Source organism: Streptomyces sp. NPDC004031 (assembly GCF_053604375.1).
This window is the reverse complement of record NZ_JBSGHL010000013.1, coordinates 26,358-41,559: the sequence shown is the minus strand read 5'-3', so window position 1 is coordinate 41,559 and position 15,202 is coordinate 26,358. Positions and strand designations below refer to the sequence as shown.

The following is a 15,202-nucleotide window of genomic DNA, read 5'->3' as shown; positions in this document are numbered from 1 at the left end:
CCCGGGGGAGGACAGGTGCCGGATGCAACGGTTGCCAAAAATCGCTGGATGTGAGGTCCGTGACACCGGATGATCGCTCGATGTGAACCAGATGAAGAGAACAGGTAGGGGTTCGGTGAAATCGCCCATGTCCTCGCGGAGATCCAGGGTGCTCGCGGCGTCCGCCGCGCTGGGCGTGGTCCTGGCGGCGGCGTGTGTGGCCCAGCCCGCCGCGGCCTTCGCCGCGGCCGGGAACCAGGCGCCCGACACGCCCACCGCGCTGAGCACCTCCCCCTCGACGGCCTGTCCGGGGGACACCGTCGTGGGCCACGGCGACATCACGCTGCGGGCCCGGGTCTCCGATCCCGACGGCGGCGTGCTCGGCGCGCAGTTCCGCGTGGTCGAGCACGGTCCCGGCGGGGCGGTCGTGGTCGACATGCCGGAGGCCGCGCTCCACGCGGCCTCCGGCACCGACGCCGTGTTCGTGGTCCAGAGGGCCGTGCTGGACGCCGCCGCCGCCGACGGCGCCGTCACCGAGTTCGACTGGAAGGTCCGGGTCAGCGATGCGGACCGGACGTCGTCGTGGTCGGCCACCTGCCACTTCTCGTTCGACCGGACCTACCCGGCGGCCCCGGTCGTCGCCGACCCGGGCCCGGCCACCGTCGGCGAGCCCGTGACCCTCTCCGTCACCGCGGCCCCCGGCAGTACGCCGGCCGCCTCGTACGCGTACCTGGTCGACGGCGGTTCGCACGGCACTGTCGGCGCCGACGCGGACGGCAGCGCCGCGTTCACGGTCACGCCGGACTCCGGAGCCGTCCAGATCGCCGTCACCGCCTTCTCGCCGGGCGGCAACCACGGCGGCACGACCACCTTCACCCTCTTCTCCACCGTGCCGGTGGACCCGCCGACCGATCCCCCGACCGGTCCGTCGACCACCGATGTCCACGGTGACCTGAACGGCGACGGCCGTCCCGACCTGACCGTGGTCGGCGCCCAGGCCGGGCTGCCCTCGGGCCTGTGGTTCGCACCCGGTCTGCCCGGCAACCGGATCGACACCGCCGCGACCGACATCGGCGCCCAGGGCACCGGCATCGGCTCGGCCGACCCGGCGGCGGACTGGGACGGCACCCAGGTCGTCACCGGCCACTTCGCCAACGGCGCGGGCTCCAACGACGTCCTGAGCTACAACCCGGTCACCGGCTCGGGCGCGATCCTCTACGGGAACGGCGACGGCTCCGTGCTGTCGCCGACCAGCGGTCACGAGGTCAACGTCTCCTCGCTTGTCTTCGAGGACAGCATCACGGGTGCCCGCGCCACCTCCGTCGCCAACGGCGGAGGCCTCTACAACACCCTCAACGGCGCGCCGGTCAACGGCTTCCCGAACCTGCTGCTCGTCGTCGGCGGGGTCCTGCTCGACGAGGGCTCCGCACTCATTCCCGGAGCGTTCACCGGCGTGGACGGTGCCATCCCGGTGTCCTCCACCAACCCCGCGGGCACCGGCGACTGGACCGGGTGGACGCTGACCACCGGCCTCATCGACGGTCTGCCCGCGCTCTTCGCCCGCGACACCGCCGGCGGCGCGCTCTACTACTACACGCCCGAGGACCTGGAGAACCTCGCCCTGGGCAGCCCCGCCACCCCGGTGCAGCTCGCCGCGAGCGGGTGGGACGCAGCCGACGCCCCGGTCCTGCAGGCCGCCGACATCGACGGTGACGGCACCCCTGACCTGTGGAAGGTCGACGCGACCGGCACCGTCACCGCCTACCTCTTCGACGGCACCGCGCTGACCGCCCAGGCCCCGCAGCAACTGGCCGCCGTGACCGCGCCGTAGACGCGCGGACAGCAGGGGCCAGGGCCCCCCGGGACCGCGCCCGGCGCCGGAGGTACTCCCCCGGCGCCGGGGGGCGGGCGACGGGATCCGGCCGAACCCGTGGGGATCGTGCGGGGGATCGTGCGCAGTTCTTGTCATGGACGCGTCTTACGTGGTGCGCTTGTGGTCCACGGGGGGTGACGAGACCTGAGGAGGCGTACGAGGCTCATGATCAAGCGAACAGCCGCCGCGGCGGCGCTGATCACGGCCGTGCTGGCCGTCACCACCGGCACCGGGACGGCGCAGGCCGCGCCGCGGGCGACGACATCGGTGGTCACGCTGACCTACTCCGTCAGCCAGGCGGGACAGTGGTCCGCCGCGATCGCCCAGGGCGTGCAGAACTGGAACGCCGCGCTGCACAACGTGCGCTTCCAGCAGGTGAGTTCGTCCACCTCGGCCAACTTCGTCTACAAGGCCACCTCCGGCTGGCCGCAGACGACGCTGGGACCGATCCTGCCGGGCCACGGCCGCGGGCAGGTGCAGCTGGGCCAGGAGGCGGTGGACGAGGGCTACGACATGACGCGGATCGCCGCGCACGAGACCGGGCACATCCTCGGGCTCCTCGACGACTACAGCGGGCCGTGCTCGGAGCTGATGTCCGGGCACGGCCCCGGCACGGCGTGCACCAACGCGCTGCCGGACGCCGCCGAGGCGGCGGAGGCCGACCGCAACTACGCGGGCGCCGGCGCGGCGCTGCGGGCCGGCCAGCAGCAGGTCGTGATCGACGTCTGGTCCGCCCAGGAGTCCGCCGCCCGCTGAGGGCTGACGGCGACCGCCCTCCCCGCAGGCCGTCTTGAGCGGCCGCGCCTGCGGGGCGGCACGGCCCGGACAGGGCAGGAGGGCCCCCGCAGCGGATGCGGGGGCCCTCCGGACCGGTGGTGACCGGGAGGTCAGCCGGTGCGCAGCTCCAGGTCGGCCGTCACCGTGCCGCCGCCTTGCGGGAGGCGGACGGTGCGGCTGGCGGAGCGGTGGCCGGGGGCGGACGCGGTCACCGTGACGGGCTTGCCGCGGGCGTCCAGCCACAGGGCGTACCGGCCGTCGGCGTCGGCGGCCAGCACGTGCCGTCCGCCGTGTCCGGTGACGACGACCGTGGCGCCGGGCAGGGGCGTGCCGCCCTTGCCGGTGATCGTGCCGGTCACCCGGCCCCACCCGGCGGGCGGGCGGACCGTCAGCCGTACGGTGACCGGGGCGATCTGCTCCGGGGTCGGGGCGGACAGGCCCAGCACCGCCTGATGGACGGACGGTTCGGCGAGCCCGGCCGCGCGCGGGTCGAGGCGCAGGGTGACCTTGGCGTGGTGCCCGGCCGGGATCGTGACGCTCGTGCGGTCGGTGCTCAGCCACGGCACCGCGACCTTGCCCTCCTGGCCGTAGCCGGGCAGCAGGGTGACGTCGGCGAGGACGGCGCTGGAGGACGCGCCGCCGACGCTGTAGAAGCCGGTGGCCCCCGCTGCCTGCGCCCTGGGCGTGGCGGCGTTGGGCAGGGGCGTCCAGCGGTCCGCCGCCGGGTCGTACGCGAAGCCCCGGTTGGTCATCGCCGTGGAGTTGTCGGTGTAGCCGGTGGAGAGCAGCAGTTGCCCGTTCGCGACGGCGACGGCCGAGCTGCCGAGCTGGATCGGCAGCGAGGCGATCTTGTGCCAGCTGTTCTTGGCCGGGTCGTACACGTAGGCGTCGGTCAGCATCTTCCCCGAGGTGCCGCCGACGGGCGCGGAAGTGCCGCCCGCGCAGTACACCTTGCCGCCGATCCCGCCGCACTGCGGGGTCTCCACCGCCACCGGGTAGTCGGCCGCCCGGGACCAGGTGTCCGTGGCGGGGTCGTAGACGGCGACGTCGGCGGAGGTGCTGAAGGTGGACTGGTCGTAGCCGCCGACCGCGTACAGCTTGCCGCCTGCGGACGCGCCCGCGCCGCCGTAGCTGACGGGGTTGCCCGCCGTCAGCGACCAGGAGTCGGTCGCCGGGTCGTAGACCTGGGTGGCGGGGACGACGGCGAGCCGGCCGTCGACGATCCCGGCACCGCCGGACGCGTAGAGCTTGCCGTCCACGGTGGCGGTGGCGGCCGCGGCCACCGGGTAGGGGGCGTCGGCCTTGCGCTGCCAGCTGCCGGTGGCGGCGTCGTAGGCGGAGAAGGTGTTGAAGAAGGTGGTCGGGCCGTTGCCGCCGAGACCGGCGTAGAGGGTGCCGCCGAGGTTCGCGGCGACCCCGCTGTAGAAGCCGGAGGGCAGGTCCGTCAGGCCCGTCCAGCCGGTGCCGTCGGCGGCGGGGGTGCCGGGCGCGGCCGGTGCGGCGGGGGCGGGCGCCGCCGCGGCGGGGGCCTTGCCGTCCCGGTGCGCACGGGCGAGCGCGGCCGGGTAGTCGAGCACGTCGCCGGGCTCGACGCGTACGGTCTGCGGCGCCGCGCCCTTCGCCGTGGCTGCCGGGGCGGCCGCCGGGGACGTGGTGCGCGGGGTGAGGGTGACGGTGGCCGGGCCGTCGCCGGAGTTGGTGAGGGTCAGGGTGCGGGTGGCCGTGCCGTTCCAGGGCGCGGAGGCGTCCACCTCGGCGGTCGCGGTGACCCGCCCGGCGGGCATGACGAGGTGGGCCCTGCCCACGGTGTCGGCCGCCGCGTGCACCTTGAGCGTGCCCTCGTCGTACGGGTAGAGGGTGCCGCCGACCGTCCGGGAGGGGTGGGTGCCGGGTGAGAAGACGTAGAAGAAGCCGTCGGTGAGCCCGGCGGCGCCCGGCAGCGGGGCCGAGACGGAACCGGGGGTGAAGGGGTCGCCCGGGACGGGGTGCGGCGCCGCGCCCGCGGCGACGGCGACGCCGTCCAGCGGGTCGCCGGTCAGCCCGGCGGTCGTGGTGCCGGTGAGCAGCGCGCCGGGGAGCACCGTCAGCGAGGCGCCGCCGACGTGGACGTCGTCGAGCGACACCCCGCCGGTCGCGGTCGCGCCGCCGGTGGTCAGCAGGAAGCGGAAGCGCACCAGCAGGGTGCGCGCCGTGCCGGTCGCGGGCATCCGCACCTCCTCGTGGGAGGTCACCGGGCGGTTGCTGCTCCAGGCGGTGGTCCAGGTGGCGCCGCCGTCGTCGGACCAGCCGACCTCCAGCCGGCCGTCCGACTGCGAGACGTCGAAGGAGACGACGGGCGTCTCGTCGGCCGTCAGCGCCAGCGGCGCCGCGACGAGCGAGGTGTCGGCGACGGTCGGCTGCAGTTGCAGCGGGATCACCGCGTAACCGCCGTCACCGCCCGTGGGGTTGTTGTCCGCACGGAACGTCCAGTCCGGGCCCGCGGCCTTCTGCGTCGACCAGTGCGCGGGGAGCGCCGCGGCGCCGAAGCTCTCGGTGCTGCCGCTGAGCGACTGCCGGTAGCCGAGCGCGGATCCGTCGGACGCGAAGAGGTCGGCGTCCAGCGCGATGTCCTGCGCGACGGCCTTGGTGCCGGTCGTGACGGTGAGGTCGCGCGGCTGGTACCCGGCGTACTGCGGCAGCGCGTGCAGGGTGTAACTGCCCTTCTCCGGCAGCTCGATGGAGTAGCGGCCGGTGAAGGGGTCGGCGTAGAAGGGCCCGCCGGGCACCCCGTTGTCGATCTGGAGCGCGGTGTACACCGGCCAGCCGTGGCCGGAGCCGTCGGTGACGCGTCCGCTGACGGTCACCGTCGGCACCTTGGTCAGCGTCAGGTCGGCCGTGGTGATCTCCCCGGCCGCCAGGTGGATCTGCCGGGCCTCCGGCGCGGTGTAGTCGAAGAGGGCCGCGCGAAGGGTGTAGTCCCCCTCGGGGAGCGGGAGTCGGTACGTCCCGTCGGTGCCGGTCGTGGTCGAGGCGGCGCCCGCGGGGCCGGACGCGGCGACCCGGACGCCCGTCAGCGGCTTGCCGTCGGCGTCGGTCACGGTGCCGGTGACGGAGCTGGAGGGCACGTCGCTGCTGAGCGCCAGCGTGCTGTCCGGCGTGCCGAGACCGGTCGGGCCGTCGTAGCCGGGCCCGGCGGTGCACAGGTACGCGGGCGTGCAGGTGCCGTTGGAGCCGGACGTCACGTCGTGCAGGCTCGCGGTGTGCTCGTACGGGTAGCTGCTCGGGCGGTCCCCGGCGGGTATCGGCCCGGCCAGCGCGTAGGCCGCGGCGATGATCGGGGCCGCGACGCTCGTACCGCCGTACTGAGCCCAGCCGCTGCCCTGGCCGCCGTACGTGTCGTAGACGGCGACACCGGTGTACGGGTCGGCCACTGCGGAGACGTCGGCGACGGTGCGGCCGTCGCAGCCGGTGTCGTGCTGGTAGGAGGGCTTGTCGTGGAGGGTCGAGCAGCCGGAGCCGGGGCCGCCGCCCTTGCTGTCCCAGACCGTCTCGCTCCACCCGCGCGCGGTGCCCGCGTCGCGCTTCAGCGAAGTGCCGCCCACCGAGGTCACGTTGGGGGAGGACGCGGGGAACTGCACGCCGTACGAGTCGTCGCCGCTGCTCGCGACGATCGCGACGCCGGGGTGGTCGTAGAAGGCGTCGTCGCTGGTGCCCGCCAGGGCGTCGGAGATGCCGTAGCTGTTGGAGACGTATGTCGCGCCGAGTGCGACCGCCGTGTCCACCGAGGCGCCGAGGTCGTCGGAGCCGGAGGTGTCCGCCTCGACCAGGATGATGTCCGCGTGCGGGGCGATCGCCGAGACCATGTCCAGGTCGAGCGAGGTCTCGGTGGCCCAGCCGGTGTCGCCCTGGGGGTAGTCGCCCTGCACACCGCGCTGGTTGACCACGCGGAACTGCCCCGGCTCCAGCGCCGGGAGGCCGAACTGCGCCCGGTAGACGGCGAGATCGGAGGCGGCGTTCGGGTCGTCGTAGGCGTCCACGATCGCGATGGTGGCCCCCGTGCCGCCGTCCGCCGGGAGGTCGTAGGCGCCGAGCAGGTCGGCCGGGGCGTAACCGGCGGGTGCGGCCGCCGCGCGTGAGCGCAGCCCCGGGCCCTGCCGCTCGGTGGACTCCACGCGCCGGGCGAAGCAGCGTGCCATGCCCGGGGAGGCGGGCGCGGCGCAGGAGTCCGTGACGGTGCCGCTCGTGACGGGGGTGCCGTGGGGTGCGGCGGCGGCCGGGGTCGTGGCCGGGGTCGTGGCCGTGTCGGCGGGGGCCGGGGCGGCGGCCGCCGCGGGCTGCACGGACAGCGCGGACAGGGCGGTCAGCCCCAGCGCCGCGGCCGTGACCGCGCCGAGGAGCCCGCGGGCCCCGCGAACGCGCGGTGGAGGTACGGGATGTCGCACGATGCCACCAATCTCTGCGAGGACAGGCGCCACCGGCCGGGCGGGGCCGGTGACGCCTGTCGTCAGGACCCGGGCGTCGGAGGGAGCCCGGGAGTCGGGTTCCGGGCGTCGGGAGGACGCCCGGGAAACGGGGGGTCGGGGAGTCGGGGGAAGGCACGATCGTGGAATCCGTGGCCGAACACGGTCAAGGCGATCATGCGACAGTGTCGTAAAGTCCTTGTACTACTCATGGGTTCGCCGGAGCATGGCCCTGTGCTCGACATCCTCGGCCTCACCCCCGCTGACCAGGAGCTCTACGCACAGCTCGCGATCCGCCCGGCGGTCACCGCCGAGGAGGCCGACCTTCTCGCCGCCGCCTGCGGCCACCCCGGGACGGCCGCCCCCGCACTGCGGCGGCTGGCCCGGCTCGGCCTCGTCGCCGCCGATCCGGACGAGCCCGGCCGCTACCGGCCGCTGCCGCCCGACGAGGCCCTCGCCGGAGCGCTCGCCACCCGCGAACGCCGGCTCGCCGCGGCCCGCCGCCGGGTCGCCCGCCTCGCCGCCGCCCACCGCGCCAACGACCCGGGCGCCGAGGGGGACGGAGACGCGGACGCCGGGTCCGGCGGCCTGGTCGAGATCTGCCACGGACCCGAGGCCGCGCTCGCCTGGTACGTGCGCCTCCAGCGCGACGCCCGCCGCCAGATCTGCTTCTTCGACGGCCCGCCCTACCTCTCCGACTACCGCGAGAACCACCTGGAGCTGGACCGGCTCTCCCAGGGCGTCCGCTACCGGGTGGTCTACGACCGCAGGGCCGTCAGCGTCCCCGGCCGGGTCGCCGACATCGAGCAGTCCTCGGCGGCGGGCGAGGAGTCGCGCGTCGCCGACGTGCCCATGAAACTCGTCGTCAGCGACGCCCCGCTGGCCATGCTGCCGCTGCGCACGGGAGAGGTCGGCTCATGGCTGATCGTGCACGGCGGGCTGCTGCACCAGGCGCTGGCCGCGCTGTTCGAGAGCTACTGGGAGCGCGCGGTGCCGCTGCGGCTGACGGCCGAGGGCGGCGCGGCCGCGCACGGGACACCGCCACGGGAGCGCCCGACACCCGACGAGCGCGCGCTGCTCGCCCTGCTGACCGCGGGCCACACCGAGAGCACCATCGCCGGCCACCTGGGCCTGCACGAGCAGACCGTCCACCGCAGGCTGCGCGCCCTGATGAGCCGCCTGGACGCCACGTCCCGCTTCCAGGCGGGCTACGAGGCGGTGCGCCGCGGCTGGCTCGAACGCACGGCGGACCGGGAGGAGGCCCGCACCGATGGCGGCTGAACGGGACGGCGGGGCGGACGCCCGGCGGGCGGGCCGCGCGGCGGACCGACGGCCCCGGGGCGCGCACCGGTCCGGGGGCGGGGTGGCCGCGGGCCGGGCCGCGTTGCGGGTGCTGGGGCTCGGGGCGGCGGAGGAGGCCGCGTACGCGCTGCTCGTCGAGACCGGGCCCGTACCGCTCGCTGTGCTCGCCGGGCGGTGGCGGCGCAAGGAGGCGCTGTGCCCGGTGCTGGCCGCGCTGCGCGGGCGGGGGCTGGCCGAGCGGCTGCCGGGCGACCCGCCGCGGCACGCCGCCGCGCCGCCCGGCGCCGTACTCGACCGGCTGCTGGCGGAGGAGGAGCACCGTCTGACGCGGGCCCGCCACCAGGTCGCGGAACTGGCGGCCGCCTACCAGGACGCCCGGCGCGGGGACGGCGACGAGTCCCGGTCCGTGGCCGAAGCCGTCACCGGCCGGGCCGCGGTCGGGCGGCGGCTGGCGCGGATCCGGCTCGCCGCCCGCCGCGAGGTGCGCAGCCTCGGCCCGCTCCCCGACCCGCGGCTGCCGTCCGCGGGGGCCGCCCACCGCGCCCTGTACGCCCCGGGCCGGGCGGCCGGGAGCGCGGCGGCCGCGGCGGGGCAGCAGGTCAGGACGCTGCCCGAACTCCCGGTGCGGCTCTGCCTGGTGGACGACCGCTGCGCGGTGCTGGCCCCGGCGGGGGGCGGCGGCGAACCGGACGAGGTCGTGGTGGTGCACCCCTCCGCCCTGCTCGACGCCCTGGCCCTGCTCTTCGAGAGCCTGTGGGAACGCGCCGCCCCCCGCCCCGGCCAGGACGCCCGCCTCGCCGAGCGCCCCGCGGACCGCGCGGCCGACCACCCGGGCGACCGCCCCGCCGACCCGGACGCCCGGCTGCTCGGCCTGCTCCTCGCGGGCCTCACCGATGCCGCGAGCGCCCGCCAGCTCGGCGTCAGCCAGCGCACGGTGCAGCGCCGCGTCGCCGCCCTGCTGGCCTCGCTCGGTGCCTCGACCCGTTTCCAGGCCGGTGTCCAGTCCGCCTTCCGCGCCCTTCCCCCGCCGCACTGAGCCCTGTTCGGTCCGCGGGCGTACGGCGAGGGCCCCGGTCGCCAGGTTGACCGGGGCCCTCGGGTTCGGGAGGGGGTGACGGATTACCGGCCGCCGCCCACGGGGCCGTGCTTCTTCGTGCCGGCCGCCGCCCGGAGGTCCTGCTGGAGCGTGGAGTACACCGCCTTGGGCTGCATGTTCACGTCGTAGAGCAGGCCGTAGCCCTCGCCCTTGAACGTACTCGGGATCCACGAGTCGCCGTCGTAGACGCCCCACGCGGTGAAGGAGATGCACTGGCTGACGAGTTCGCAGCCCTTGAGCAGCTCGGAGAACTCGTACGGCTGCGCGAACTGCGCGAGCGCGTCGGTGGGCACCTGGGTGGCCGGGTCGTCGACGAAGGTCCGCACGTCGGCCTCGGTGATGGCGACCTTCAGGCCGAGGTCGCCGAAGGCCTGGAGGTCGCCCTGGTAGCGCTGGGCGTCGAAGCCGTACTGCGTGTCGAGGTGGCCCTGCTCGCCGATGCCGTCGATCGGGACGCCCTGCTTGCGCAGCTTCTTGACGAAGTCGTAGACGGCCTGGAACTTGACGTTCGTGCCGTCCTCGCCGGTGATGTTGTAGTCGTTGTACATCAGCAGCGCCTTCGGGTCCGCCTGGTGCGCCCAGCGGAAGACGTCGGCGAGCACGCCCGAGCCGAGGTGCTTGACCCAGAAGTCATCGGCGTTCAGGCCGTCGGCCTGCGGGGTCTCCCAGGAGTTGGCGAAGACCTCGTTGGCCACGTCCCACTGCCACACCTTGCCCTTGAAGTGCGTGACCTCGTCGGTGACGTGCTTGTGCAGGATGTCGCGCAGCTGCGCGTCGCTGATGGTGCCGTCGGTGACGCCGGTGGTCAGCCAGCCCGGGATCTGGTTGTGCCACATCAGGGTGTGGCCGCGGACCTCCTGGCCGTTCTTCTGCGCGAACGTGACCAGGTCGTCGGCGGCCTTCCAGTTGTAGACGCCCTGGCTGGGCTCGACGGCGTCCCACTTCATGGCGTTCTCGGCCGTGACCGCGGAGAACTGCCCGGCGACGAGGCCGGTGTAGGCCTTGTTGCTGCCGAGCTGGGCGGCGTCCACGGCGGTGCCGAACCGCAGCCCCTGCTTCGAGGCCAGCGCCCGCAGGGAGGTGTCGTTCGGCTTGCCGTTCCCGTGGGCGACGGCGACCGCGGCCGGGACGAGCATGGCGACGGCGACGGCACCGGCGGCGACGACTGCGGATCTGCGTCGGAGCTTCACGGCAGACTCCCGGGGAGTGAATGGTCTCGAAAGTTTCGGACCGATGTTCGATCGGAGCTGAAAGCTAGCTCCGGCGTTCTGGCGGAGTCAATGACGCTGCACGGCTCAGATTCGACGAATTCGCCGTCTCATATGGCGAAGTGGGGGCCTGGTCGAACCCGGGCACATCCGGGCATACCCGCGGCTGTGCGCGCGAGGCGGTCTCCGGTCAGTCCTGGCGGGCCGCGGCGCGCGCGGCCACCGCGTCCACCGCCGCGCGGGACCAGGCGAGTTCGGCCCCGGAGCCGGGCGCCTCGGACAAGGCGGCCCGCAGCGCGTCCCAGACCCGCGCGCCGCTCCACTCGGCGAAGCGGCGGTGCGCGGTGGGCCCGGACGGCCCGAGGCCCGGCGGCAGTTGGCGCCAGGCGCAGCCGGAGGTGGCCACGAACACGATCGCGGCCAGCACCTCGCGGTCGCCGTGCCGCCGCCGTCCGCCGCCCTGCGGCCGTACGGGAACAGCGGGTGCCACGTGCAGGAAGGCCTCCCACAGCGCGTCCGGCACGAGCCGCTCCACGATCGTCACGGCGTCAGGGTAGCCGCCGGGCCAAACGAGATGTTTCCGCGGTGTCGCACCGGAGTTGATTGCCCCTGTTTCACCCCTCGATGGTGAGGTCGAAACTTTCGACCGGGCGGCCGATCATGCTCACCGCGCCCCGGACGCGGCGGAGTTGAACGGCGGGGCCCGACGTCAGGCGGTGCCGCCCGCGCGCAGCGTCAGCACCGTGATCTCGCTCGGCGCGAACACCCGGAAGGGCGGGCCCCAGAAGCCGGTGCCGCGGCTGGTGTAGAGCCGGGTGCGCTCGCCGTGCCGGCTCAGGCCCTGCACCACCGGCTGGTCGATGCGGACCAGGAAGCGGAAGGGCCAGATCTGGCCGCCGTGGGTGTGCCCGGAGATCTGCAGGTCGATGCCCGCGGCCGCGGCCTGCGCCACGTACTTGGGCTGGTGGGCGACGAGCAGCACCGGCCGCTCCGGATCCGCCCCCTCCAGCGCGCCGTCCAGGTTCGCCCGGTGCCCGGCCAGGCCCGAGGACTCCGCGGTCACGTCGTCCACCCCCGCGAGCACGAGGGCGTCCCCGCCCCGCTCGACCACGACATGGCGGTTGTGCAGCGGCTCCCAGCCCAGCTCCGCCATGCGGTCCAGCCAGCCCTGGGCCTCGCCGAAGTACTCGTGGTTGCCCGTGACGTAGACCTTCGCGAGCCGCGCCCGTACGGTCCCCAGCGGCGCGGACTGCGCGCGGCGCTGCTCGGGCGTGCCGTCGGCGATGTCCCCCGCGTGCACGACGACGTCCGCGTCGAGCGTGTTGACCACCTCGATGACCCGCGCCGACCAGGCCGCCCGGTCGATGGGCCCGTAGTGCGTGTCGGCCAGGACCACGACCCGGGTCCCGTCCAGCCCGCCGCCCAGCCGCGGCAGCGGGACGTCCACCCGCCGCACCCGCGGCACCCGCATGGCCTCGTAGTGCCCCCACGCCAGCAGCACCGCCGCGACCGCGACGACCCCCAGCGCGACCACCCGCGCCCGGTGGGCGCCCCCGGCCCCCAGCGCGATCAGCACGAGGTGCGCCACCCCGCCCAGCACCGACCACGAGAAGAGCACCCACACCACCCCGAGCGTGGTGTCCGCGACGCGCGAGGCCCGGTCGTTGCGCCGCGGCCCGTGGCCCGCGGCCATCAGGAACGGGAAGGCGACCAGCACGGCGGCGAAGACGGCCGTGCCCGCGGCGAAGACCGGGAGCGGCCAGCCCGTGCCGAAGGCGAACAGCGTCGCCCACGGCAGCGCGAACAGCAGCGCCACCACGAGCAGCACCACCACCAGCCCCAGCCCCCGCCGCCGCGACCGCCGTCCACCACCCGCGTCCGCAGCGGGCTCCGCCACCGCGTCCGTACGCTCAGGCTCCGCCGCCCTGATGGATCCGCTCTCCGCCACTGCCCCGCCCCTCGCCGCCGCCCTGCCGTCCCCTCCATCATCCGGCACGCGCCCGCCACGGAACGGGCCCGCGCGCGGGAGCGGGCGCCTGCGCGCGGGGATCGGGCGTCAGAGCAGCAGGCGGGCGAGCGCCGTGGGCGTTCCGGCGGGCGCGCGGGACCACAGCTCGGCGTCGGTCGCCGGGTGGGCGGCCAGGATCTCCCGTCGCAGCTCCGCCCGCTGCCGGGCCGCCGCCCGTACGGCGTTCCCGGCCGGCCGCATGCCGCCGGTCAGGGTGACGGTCACACCGTCCCGCTGGAGCACGTACCCCACCGTCTCCTGCTCCGTGCCGCGGAACCACAGCCCCGGACCGTCCGCCGTGCACGGCGGTGCCGACTCCGCGGCCGCGTCCCCTCGGCCCACCAGCAGCGGACCGCACGGGTCGGCCGCGCCGAGCGTGACGGTCTCGGCGCCCACCCACGCGTCCGATTCGCCGACGGGGACGACGAACATCGCGGTGAGCGTCCTCCCGTCCCAGGTGTACGGCTCCTGCCGGGTGCCGGGCAGCGCCACCACCTGGGCGAGCGCGCGGGACGGGATCCCCTGGGCCCTCAGCCACTCGCGCGCGGCGACGTGCTGCTGCATCCCGCGCACCGGCCACGCCAGCGCGTACACCGCGAGCAGACCGCACAGGGCCGTCAGCGCGGCCGTCCGGGTCCGGACGAGCGCGCCCCACCCCGTGCACAGCGCGGGCAGACAGTAGAGCAGGCAGCTCAGCACGCCCCAGCGGTAGGGGAGGAGCAGCGCGAGCAGCAGTGTCGCCGCCGCGTTCGCGAGGAGCAGGGGGAGGAGGAAGGGCCGCAGGTCGCGGTGCCAGGTGCGGCGGACACCGTGGACGGCGAGCAGCATCGGGACCGCCGCCACCAGCAGCCCCGCCCCGACGAGCAGCCCCGCGCCGACCGGACCGAACGGGATGCCCCGTACGCGGCCGAGCCCCGCCATCAGCCCGGCCGCCGGCAGTGCTGCGCCCAGCGCGCCCGCGAGCCCCAGCCCGGCCAGGGCGGCGAACCGGCGGGCCGTCGGGCGGCCGGGCCCGGGGGGACGGGTGGAGGACAAGACGGTGATCACACGGCACACTTCACATGGCGCAGTGCCAACCGACAAGGGGACCGAGCATGATCACGCTGAAGAAGGACGACGAGCCCGCGGACCTGGGCGGGGTCACCCACCTCTCCATCGGGGTGTCCTGGGACCCGAGCACCGGGAGCAGCGGCGGCCTGATGGGGAAGATCCGGCAGAAGAGCGGCACCGACCTCGACCTGATCGCGATAGCGATGGCGGGCGCCGAGCCGGTCCGGCTGGCCGGGCTCGACTCCCTGGACCCCTTCGGCAACGGCGCGCTGGTGCACAGCGGCGACAACCAGACCGGACGCGGCGACGGCGACGACGAGACGGTGACCGTCGTGCTCGACAAGGTGCCGGACGCCATCACGTCCATCGTCTTCGTCGCCGCCGCCTACAAGAAGCGCAGCGCCTTCCAGAACGCCCGCAACGTCAGCTTCAAGGTCTACGACGCGACGGGCGGCAGCGCCCAGCAGGTCGCCGACATCTGGCCGAGCCTGCTCACCACCGACAACGGCTGCGCGGTGGCCAAGGCGGTCCGCGAGGGCACCGTCTGGAAGCTCCAGGTGATCAACGAGACGGGCAAGATCAAGCAGGGCGACGAGCAGGCGCTGATGCGCTTCGCGATGAGCAAGTAGCGGTGCCCGGCCGTCCGGCCGTCCCGCAGCGTGCCGCGGACGCCGCCGTAGGGGCCCGCCCGCCCACGGGCCCCTACGCTCCTGCGCCCGGTCGCCGGGCGGGTGTCACGGTGCCCCGCGCGCACCCGTAGGCTCCGGGCCATGGCACTGCGACCCGACGACTTCCACGCCCACGCCCTGGGCGCAGCCGACGCCGAGGCCCGGCTCCCGCTGTCCCGGATGACGGGGTGGGAGATCAGCCCGTTCGAGCCGGAGGGCCTGCGGGTCGCGCCGCTGCGCCCGCCCGTGCTGCCCGAACCGCCCCGGCACGGCGAGGACCCTGCGGACTGCTCCTCGTGCCGCGCGCGCGACGAGGGCATCTGGCGCGACGACCGCTGGCGGCTCACCCGCATCGAGAAGGTCGGCGTCCCCCTGGTGCTGATGCTGCACCCGCGCGACCACCACGACCTCGACGACCTCCCCGACGACCTGGCGGCGGAACTCGGCGTGCTCACCGCGCACATCGCCCGCCACGTCCAGGCCCTGCCGCACATCGCCCGCGCGCACGTCTACCGCATCGGCGACGGCGGCGCCCATCTGCACGTCTGGTTCTTCGCCCGCCCCGAGGGCCAGGCCCAGCTCTACGGCTCGTGGATGGTCGTCTGGGACGACCTGCTGCCCGAATACCCCGAGGACACCGCCGCCGCGGACGCGGCCCTCGTCGCGGAAGCCCTGACCGCCTCCTACGGCGGCCACCGGCCCACCGCCTGAGGACGCGGGCCGCGCCCAGCCCGCCGTCGCCGGGCCGGTACGCCGCCCACGCCGTCACTGGCTGCGACCTGCGACCGGCCTCGCGGCCCGG

General features: G+C 75.2%; 10 protein-coding genes and 1 pseudogene. 6 read left to right on the top strand and 5 right to left on the bottom strand.

Features of this window, described 5'->3' with window-relative positions:
* Positions 1–127: 127 nt before the first annotated feature.
* Both ACWERV_RS10835 and ACWERV_RS10830 read left to right on the top strand, forming a co-directional pair.
* A complete protein-coding gene (locus ACWERV_RS10835) occupies positions 128–1,810 on the top strand; it encodes a hypothetical protein (RefSeq protein ID WP_452931351.1) in 1,683 nt (560 codons plus the stop codon).
* A 207-nt stretch (positions 1,811–2,017) separates the two neighbouring features.
* Positions 2,018–2,608, top strand: a complete 591-nt coding sequence (locus ACWERV_RS10830; protein WP_452931349.1) for a snapalysin family zinc-dependent metalloprotease — start codon at positions 2,018–2,020, stop codon at positions 2,606–2,608.
* Positions 2,609–2,739: 131 nt separating this feature from the next.
* On the opposite strand, the gene ACWERV_RS10825 is transcribed toward ACWERV_RS10830, so the two are convergent.
* Positions 2,740–7,050 (bottom strand): carboxypeptidase regulatory-like domain-containing protein, encoded by a 4,311-nt coding sequence (locus ACWERV_RS10825; protein WP_452931347.1) that lies wholly within the window; start codon positions 7,048–7,050, stop codon positions 2,740–2,742.
* 252 nt (positions 7,051–7,302) lie between these two features.
* Here ACWERV_RS10825 and ACWERV_RS10820 point away from each other — a divergent pair, with 252 nt between their 5' ends.
* Together ACWERV_RS10820 and ACWERV_RS10815 are read left to right on the top strand one after the other, a co-directional pair.
* Positions 7,303–8,349 (top strand): helix-turn-helix transcriptional regulator, encoded by a 1,047-nt coding sequence (locus ACWERV_RS10820; protein WP_452931345.1) that lies wholly within the window; start codon positions 7,303–7,305, stop codon positions 8,347–8,349.
* Positions 8,339–9,406 (top strand): hypothetical protein, encoded by a 1,068-nt coding sequence (locus ACWERV_RS10815; RefSeq protein WP_452931342.1) that lies wholly within the window; start codon positions 8,339–8,341, stop codon positions 9,404–9,406. The genes ACWERV_RS10820 and ACWERV_RS10815 overlap by 11 nt, the downstream gene beginning before the upstream one ends.
* A gap of 83 nt (positions 9,407–9,489) precedes the next feature.
* Here ACWERV_RS10815 and ACWERV_RS10810 read toward each other — a convergent pair whose 3' ends face one another.
* The 4 genes and pseudogenes from ACWERV_RS10810 to ACWERV_RS10795 all read right to left on the bottom strand — a co-directional run bounded on the left by ACWERV_RS10810 (position 9,490) and on the right by ACWERV_RS10795 (position 13,729).
* Positions 9,490–10,656, bottom strand: coding sequence for an endo-1,4-beta-xylanase (locus ACWERV_RS10810; RefSeq protein ID WP_452931339.1), 1,167 nt, complete (start codon positions 10,654–10,656; stop codon positions 9,490–9,492).
* A gap of 214 nt (positions 10,657–10,870) precedes the next feature.
* A pseudogene (locus ACWERV_RS10805) lies at positions 10,871–11,218 on the bottom strand (transposase); the annotation flags it as partial.
* Positions 11,219–11,383: 165 nt separating this feature from the next.
* A complete protein-coding gene (locus ACWERV_RS10800) occupies positions 11,384–12,571 on the bottom strand; it encodes a metallophosphoesterase (protein ID WP_452931338.1) in 1,188 nt (395 codons plus the stop codon).
* Between the two features lie 159 nt (positions 12,572–12,730).
* Entirely contained in the window at positions 12,731–13,729 is a 999-nt protein-coding gene (locus ACWERV_RS10795) for a hypothetical protein (protein WP_452931336.1), read from the bottom strand.
* A 47-nt stretch (positions 13,730–13,776) separates the two neighbouring features.
* Here ACWERV_RS10795 and ACWERV_RS10790 point away from each other — a divergent pair, with 47 nt between their 5' ends.
* Both ACWERV_RS10790 and ACWERV_RS10785 read left to right on the top strand, forming a co-directional pair.
* Complete coding sequence (locus ACWERV_RS10790; RefSeq protein WP_398175368.1) at positions 13,777–14,361, top strand: TerD family protein; 585 nt, start codon at positions 13,777–13,779, stop codon at positions 14,359–14,361.
* Positions 14,362–14,502: 141 nt separating this feature from the next.
* Entirely contained in the window at positions 14,503–15,111 is a 609-nt protein-coding gene (locus ACWERV_RS10785) for a hypothetical protein (RefSeq protein WP_398175370.1), read from the top strand.
* Positions 15,112–15,202: the final 91 nt, after the last annotated feature.

Bases quoted from the DNA above. Each gene is read 5' to 3' on its own strand.
- ACWERV_RS10835 (WP_452931351.1), top strand. From the start codon at position 128: ATGTCCTCGCGGAGATCCAGGGTGCTCGCGGCGTCCGCCGCGCTGGGC.
- ACWERV_RS10830 (WP_452931349.1), top strand. From the start codon at position 2,018: ATGATCAAGCGAACAGCCGCCGCGGCGGCGCTGATCACGGCCGTGCTG.
- ACWERV_RS10815 (WP_452931342.1), top strand. From the start codon at position 8,339: ATGGCGGCTGAACGGGACGGCGGGGCGGACGCCCGGCGGGCGGGCCGC.
- ACWERV_RS10790 (WP_398175368.1), top strand. From the start codon at position 13,777: ATGATCACGCTGAAGAAGGACGACGAGCCCGCGGACCTGGGCGGGGTC.
- ACWERV_RS10785 (WP_398175370.1), top strand. From the start codon at position 14,503: ATGGCACTGCGACCCGACGACTTCCACGCCCACGCCCTGGGCGCAGCC.